This window comes from Aeromicrobium sp. REDSEA-S32_B7 (assembly GCF_001626145.1).
Taxonomy (GTDB): Bacteria; Actinomycetota; Actinomycetes; order Propionibacteriales; family Nocardioidaceae; genus Aeromicrobium; species Aeromicrobium erythreum.
The window spans coordinates 24,650-31,074 of the sequence record NZ_LUNF01000060.1; the positions used below are offsets into that span (position 1 = coordinate 24,650).

General features: G+C 73.4%; 5 protein-coding genes and 1 pseudogene. 1 reads left to right on the forward strand and 5 read right to left on the reverse strand.

The genetic code is table 11. The features are described 5' to 3' along the window. Positions 1-498, reverse strand: a complete 498-nt coding sequence (locus tag A6Q79_RS04710) for a DUF177 domain-containing protein (RefSeq protein ID WP_317696714.1) — start codon at positions 496-498, stop codon at positions 1-3. Between the two features lie 465 nt (positions 499-963). Here A6Q79_RS04710 and dinB point away from each other — a divergent pair, with 465 nt between their 5' ends. Beyond that, a complete protein-coding gene (gene dinB, locus A6Q79_RS04715; protein ID WP_317696717.1) occupies positions 964-2,178 on the forward strand; it encodes a DNA polymerase IV in 1,215 nt (404 codons plus the stop codon). An 8-nt stretch (positions 2,179-2,186) separates the two neighbouring features. On the opposite strand, the gene coaD is transcribed toward dinB, so the two are convergent. The 4 genes and pseudogenes from coaD to A6Q79_RS04735 all read right to left on the reverse strand — a co-directional run. Continuing rightward, entirely contained in the window at positions 2,187-2,666 is a 480-nt protein-coding gene (gene coaD / locus A6Q79_RS04720; protein ID WP_286689446.1) for a pantetheine-phosphate adenylyltransferase, read from the reverse strand. Positions 2,667-2,679: 13 nt separating this feature from the next. Then, positions 2,680-3,234, reverse strand: a complete 555-nt coding sequence (gene rsmD / locus A6Q79_RS04725; RefSeq protein ID WP_286689447.1) for a 16S rRNA (guanine(966)-N(2))-methyltransferase RsmD — start codon at positions 3,232-3,234, stop codon at positions 2,680-2,682. Further along, on the reverse strand, positions 3,231-5,414 hold the full coding sequence (locus tag A6Q79_RS04730; RefSeq protein WP_286689448.1) for an ATP-dependent DNA helicase RecG: 2,184 nt from the start codon (positions 5,412-5,414) through the stop codon (positions 3,231-3,233). The genes rsmD and A6Q79_RS04730 overlap by 4 nt, the downstream gene beginning before the upstream one ends. Positions 5,415-5,425: 11 nt before the next feature. After that, positions 5,426-6,425 (reverse strand): annotated as a pseudogene (locus A6Q79_RS04735) (Dak phosphatase); the annotation flags it as partial.

A 6,425-nucleotide genomic window follows, 5' to 3' on the forward strand; every position in this document is an offset into this window, starting at 1 on the left:
CTACTCCTTGTTCGGCCCCGGGACGTCGCCCGGGAGGTTCTGGGTCAGCCGGCTCAACGACGCCCACCGGGGGTCGATCGGATCGCCGTGTGTGTGGTCTGGATCGTCCGCGAGTCGCGCCCCGCACTCGGGGCACAGTCCCGGACACTCCGGATCACACACGGGGTTGAGCGGCAGTGCGAGCACCACCGCGTCCCGCAGGACGGGTTCGAGGTCGAGCAAGTCGTCCTCGAGGGCCGGAAGCTCGTCTTCCTCCCCGTCCTCCTCGGCACCGTCACCGGCGCCGATCGGGTCATACACGTACAGCTCCTGCAGGTCCACCACGACGGTGTCGTCGAGGACGTCCAGGCAGCGGACGCACTCGCCCACCACGCGCGCCGAGGCGGTGCCGGTGGCCAGCACCCCGTCCATGACGGCCTCGAGCCGGAGCTCGAGATCGATGGGCGAGTCCTCGGGCACGCCGTAGACGTCGTGGCCCAGATCCGCCGGCGCCGCCACGGTGCGGGTGAAGGTACGTTCGGTCCCAGGTCGACGACCCAGAACCTGGGTGTCGAAGACCAAGGGGCCCGGTTGCACGGTCACGTCCGTCCGTCGAGGTGCACAACAGATCACGGCCTGTTTCCAGGCCGCCGTCCATCATAACCGGTGCAGGTCACGCGACACCAATCGCTCCCCCACCCGTCGAGCCGTGGGGGCCGGACGGGCGCTGCGCGGACGAGGCACGGGAATCTCAGCGAGGCACGGAGAGCTTTCCGTGCGCGGCTGAGGAAGCCGTGCCTGGTGGGAGATTCCCAGGTCGACCTGGGAATCTCCGCGCACGGACCGTCAAGCACGGGAATCTCAGCCGCGCATGGAGAGCATTCCGTGCGCGGCTGAGGAAACCATGCCTGGACGGGAGGTTCCCAGGTCGACCTGGGAATCTCCGACCGGCGGACTGTCGGTGGGGGCTGGGAGGATGCGCAGGTGCAGACGTCGGCGGAGCGGGAGGGGACGGTGCTGCACGCCGACCTCGACAGCTTCTTCGCCTCCGTCGAGATCCGCGACGACCCGAGCCTGCGGGGGCGGCCGGTGGCCGTGGGCGGCGGGGTGGTGATGGCCGCCAGCTACGAGGCGCGGGCGCACGGCGTCAAGGGCGCGATGGGGCTGCGGCGGGCGCTGCGGCTCTGCCCCGACCTGCTGGTCGTGCCGCCCAGGCCGCACGCGTACAGCGAGGCGAGTCGCGCGGTGTTCGCGGTCTTCGCCGACACCACGCCCTTGGTGGAGGGGGTCTCGATCGACGAGGCGTTCCTGGAGGTCGGCGGGCTGCGACGTATCCGCGGCGCGCCGTCGCAGATCGCCACCACACTGCGCGAGCAGGTGCGCGAACGCGTGGGGCTGCCGATCTCGGTGGGCGTCGCGCGCACCAAGTACCTCGCCAAGGTGGCCAGCGCGATGGCCAAGCCGGACGGCCTCCTGGTCGTCCCGCTCGACGACGAACGCCGCTTCCTGCTCTCCCTGCCCGTCCAGGCGCTCTGGGGCGTCGGGCCCCGCACCACGGAGAAGCTGCACGCCGCCCGCGTGCGCACCATCGCCGACGTCGCCCGCATGCAGCCCGGCGAGCTCGCCACCCTCGTCGGCAGCGGTGCGGCCGGTCACCTGCACGCCCTCGCCTCCGGCCACGACCCCCGACCGGTACGGGCGCGACCGTCGCGTCGCTCGATGGGCGCGCAGCACGCCCTCGGCCGCGACGAGCGCACCCCCGAGGGCGTCGAGATCGTGCTCCTGGGCCTGGTCGACCGCGTCGCGCGGCGCCTGCGCGCGGCCGGGCGCACCGCCGCGACCGTCACCCTCCGCGTCCGCTTCGGCGACTTCACCAGCTCCACCGCCTCGCACACGCTCCCGCGCCCGACCGCCCACACGCAGGTCCTCCTCGACGCCACGCTGCAGCTGCTGCGCGGACGTCACGGTGAGATCGCCCGACGCGGGCTCACGCTCGTCGGCTTCCAGGCGTCCGGGCTCGACGACCAGGGCGAGCAGCTGCTGCTGCCCCTCACGTCGGCCACCGACCCCGGCCTCGACACCGCGCTCGACGCCGTCCGCGACCGGTTCGGCGCGCGGGCCGTGCGCCGGGGCGTGCAGCTCGGGCGAGGCGAGCGCGCGCCCATGCCGATCCTGCCCGACCAGGAGGACGACGCGTAGGCGCCGGCTCAGGCTCGGCCGAACTCCCGGTCGAGCCGCTGGAGCACGAAGTCGGGCACGAGACCGCTCACGTCACCGCCGCCGCGTGCGACCTCCTTGACCAGGCTGGAGGCCAGGAAGGAGTACTCGGGGCTGGTCGGGACGAAGACGGTGTCGACGTCGGTGAGGCTGCCGTTCATCTGCGCCATCTGCAGCTCGTAGTCGAAGTCGGAGACCGCTCGCAGACCCTTCACGATCGCGCTGATCCCGTGCTCGGTGCAGAAGTTCACGAGCAGACCGCGGAACGACGCCACCGACACGTTCGGCAGGTCCTCGGTGGCCTGGGCGAGCAGGTCCATCCGCTCCTCCAGCGAGAAGAGGCTCTTCTTGCTCTCGTTCACGAGGACCGCCACGACCACCTCGTCGAAGAGCCGGGAGGCCCGGCGCACGATGTCGAGGTGACCGTTGGTCACCGGGTCGAAGGAGCCGGGGCACACGACGCGCGTCACGGCGGCGACGCTATCAGGACTCCTCGGAGCGGGCACCGAACCACACGGTGGTCTCGCCGTGGGCGCGGTCGCGGAACCCCTCGAACCCCGCGGGCCACGTGAACGGCGTGCGCGTGGACCGCTCGACGACGACCACGGCGTCGTCGGAGAGCGACGGGGCGAGGGCCGCGACCACGGCGGCGACGTCGTCGGTGGCCACCGCGTAGGGCGGGTCGAGCATCACCAGGTCGTAGGGGCCGGCGGCGGAGGCGGCGAAGGACGCGGCGCTCGTGCGGTGCACGGTGGCCTCGGCCCCCAGCTCGCGCGCGTTCTGCTGCGCCACCTGGGCGGCGCGCCGGTCGGACTCGACGAGGTCGGCCGACGCCGCCCCTCGCGAGAGCGCCTCCAGCGCCAGGGCCCCGGACCCGGCGTATACGTCGAGCACGCGGACCCCGTCGAGGCCACCGAACAGCGACTGCAGCGAGGAGAAGAGCGACTCCCTGACGCGGTCCGACGTCGGGCGGGTGCCGTCGCCCGGTGGCGTGCGCAGACGTCGACCGCCCCAGCGCCCGGCGATCACCCGGGTCACGTGCGCTCCAGGTAGTCGGCCTGCTGCGACTGCTCGAGGCGCTCGACCGCGGCCCGCAGGTCGGGCGCGGTCGTCAGCTCCGGGTCGGCCTCGACGAACGCGGTAGCCGCCTCGCGGGCGTCGGCGATGACCTGTTCGTCCTTGACGACCGAGAGCAGCCGCAGGCTGCTGCGCACCCCCGACTGCGCCGCGCCCAGCACGTCGCCCTCGCGGCGCTGCTCGGCGTCGAGTCGCGACAGGGCGAACCCGTCGGACGTGGAGGCGACGGCGTCGAGACGCTCCCGCGACGGCGAGCCGTCCTCCGCGGAGGTGACCAGCAGGCAGAGCCCCGCGTGCCCGCCTCGGCCGACGCGACCGCGCAGCTGGTGCAGCTGGGACACGCCGAACCGCTCGGCGTCGACGACGACCATGACGGTGGCGTTGGGGACGTCGACGCCGACCTCGACGACGGTCGTCGCGACGAGCACGTCGATCTCGCCCCGCGCGAAGGCCGTCATCGTGGCGTCCTTCTCGTCCGGGTGCTGGCGTCCGTGCAACATCCCGAGGCGCAGCCCCGCGAGCGGCCCGGCCGCGAGCTCCTCGTGCAGGTCGACCAGCGACCGTGTGGGCGGGCCCTCGGGATCCGCCCTCTCCCCCGCCTCCTTGTCGCCATCGCCGATGCGCGAGACCACGACGTACGCCTGACGACCGTCGGCGACCTCCTCGCGCACCCGGTCCCACGCCCGCGCGAGCCAGTCGGGGCGTTCGGCGGCCGGGACGACGGTGGTCTGGATGGGCTGACGTCCGCCCGGCAGCTCGCTGAGCGTGGACGTCTCGAGGTCGCCGAACACGGTCATGGCGATCGTGCGCGGGATCGGCGTCGCGGTCATGACCAGCACGTGCGGCTTGGTGTCGTAGCGGTCGACGAGCACGGCACGCTGCTCGACGCCGAAGCGGTGCTGCTCGTCGACGACGAGCAGGCCGAGCTCGGCGAGCTGGACGGTCTCCTGCAGCACCGCGTGGGTGCCGACGACGATGCCCGCCGCACCCGACGCGGCGTCGAGCAGCGCCTCCTTGCGGGCCTTGGCGCCCATCGAGCCCGTCAGGAGCCGGACGCGGGTGCCCTCCGCGGCTCCCCCGAGCATGCCGCCCTCGGCGAGCGCCCCCAGCATGGCCGTGATGCCGCGGTGGTGCTGGGCGGCCAGCACCTCGGTGGGCGCCAGCAGCACGGCCTGCGCGCCGTCGTCGACGACCTGGAGCATCGCCAGCAGCGCGACGACGGTCTTGCCCGAGCCGACCTCGCCCTGCAGCAGCCGGTGCATGGGGTGCTCGCGCGCGAGGTCGGCCTCGATCTCCGCGACCACCGCACGCTGCCCGTCGGTGAGCGTGAACGGCAGCTGCTGCTCGAAGGCGTCGCGCAGACCGCCCGAGCGCCGACGACGCGGCACCGCGGTCTGCCCGAGCGCCGCGTGACGGCGCTGCGCGAACACCGTCTGCAGGACGAACGCCTCCTCGAAGCGGAAGCTGTCGCGGGCGGTGCGCCACTGCTGGTCCGAGCGGGGACGGTGGATCATCTCGAACGCGACGTCGGCGGACGGGAGCCCCCGGTCGGCGCGGACGTCCTGCGGAAGCGGGTCCTCGACGTCGGCGACGGGCAGCACCGTCTCGACGGAGCGCTCGATGGCGAGCGACGGGATCTTCGCGCTCGCCCGGTAGATCGGGATGATGCCGCGCGCGATCCGGCCCTCCAGCGCGTCGGGGCCCTCGAGCGGCTCGTAGAGGGGGTGCGTCAGCTGGAGCCGGCCGTTGAACTGACCCACCTCGCCCGCGAACAGGCCGACCGTGCCGGGGGTCAGCTGGGCCTGGCGCCACGGCTGGGAGAAGAAGGTGAGCGTCAGCCGGGCGTTGCCGTCGGTGAGCGTCACCTCGGTGCGCGTCTTGCGACCGCCGGGGCCGAACCGCTTGTTGACCGCCTCGACGACGCGCGCCATGACGGTGGCGTACTGCCCGACCTGCAACGACGCGAGGTCGGTCATCTCCCCCAGCGACACGTAGCGCCGTGGGTAGTGCCGCAGGAGGTCGTCGATGGTCTCCAGGCCGAGGGTCGCGAGCTTCTTGGCCGTCGCGTCGCCCACGACGGAGCGCAGCCGACGCTCCGGCGGGTTCGTGGGACCCGGCGTCGCCGCGGGACTGGTGGTCACGACCGCACCCCTTACTCGACCGCCACGAACAGCGGGTAGTTCTCCTGGCCGCCCTCGTACACGACGACGTCGACGTCGACCCGCTCCTCGCGCAGCCGGCGCGACAGCGTCTGCGCGACCGTGTGGTCGGCGCCGTCGCCGACGACGAGGGTGACGAGCTCCGCGGTGGGCGAGAGCAGCCGGTCGAGCACCGCGTCGGCCACCTCGGCGACGTCGGAGCCGACGACCGCGAAGTCTCCCGACACGACGCCGAGCACGTCGCCGGCCTCGCAGGGTCCGGCCATGGTGATGCCCGGCTCGACCGCGACGGTGACGGCGCCGTGCTGGGTGTGCGCCGCCGCGCTCGACATGGCGACGACGTCCTCGTCGAAGTCGCGGCCGGGGTCGTGGACGGCCAGGGCCGCGAGCCCCTGCACCTGCGCGTGGGTGGGGATGACCGCGACGCGGACGCCGTCGGCCCTGACCTGCTTGGCGGCGGCGTCGAACAGGCCGACGTAGCGCTGGTTGTTCGGCAGCACCACGACCTCCTCGGCGTCGAGGCCGCGCAGGGTCTCGAGCATCGTGGCGACGTCGACCGGGCGATCGCGCGTGAACTCGAGCACGTGGGCGCCGGCCTCGCGGCAGAGGTCGGCCAGCCCCGCACCCGTGGCGGCGACGACCACGGCCCGGCCCGACCGTTGCCGACCCTGCTGCCGCGCGACCTGGTCGGCGAAGTGCGTGACGGCGATGCGGTAGGGCCGACCGGCCTGCAGACCCGCCTCGATGGCGGCACCGACGTCGTCGACGTGGACGTGGACGTTCCAGAGCCGGTCGCCGCCGACGACCACCAGCGAGTCGCCCAGCGCGTCGAGCGTGTGCCGCAGCGCCGGGATCTCGCTCTCCTCGGCGTCGAGGAGGTACATGACCTCGTACGCCGGACCGCCCTCGACGAAGTCGTCGCCCGACGCGGCCAGCGGTGTGGGGACGTGCTGCGCGGCAGGGGTGGGCGCCCGGCCCGTGAGCGCGCGCTCG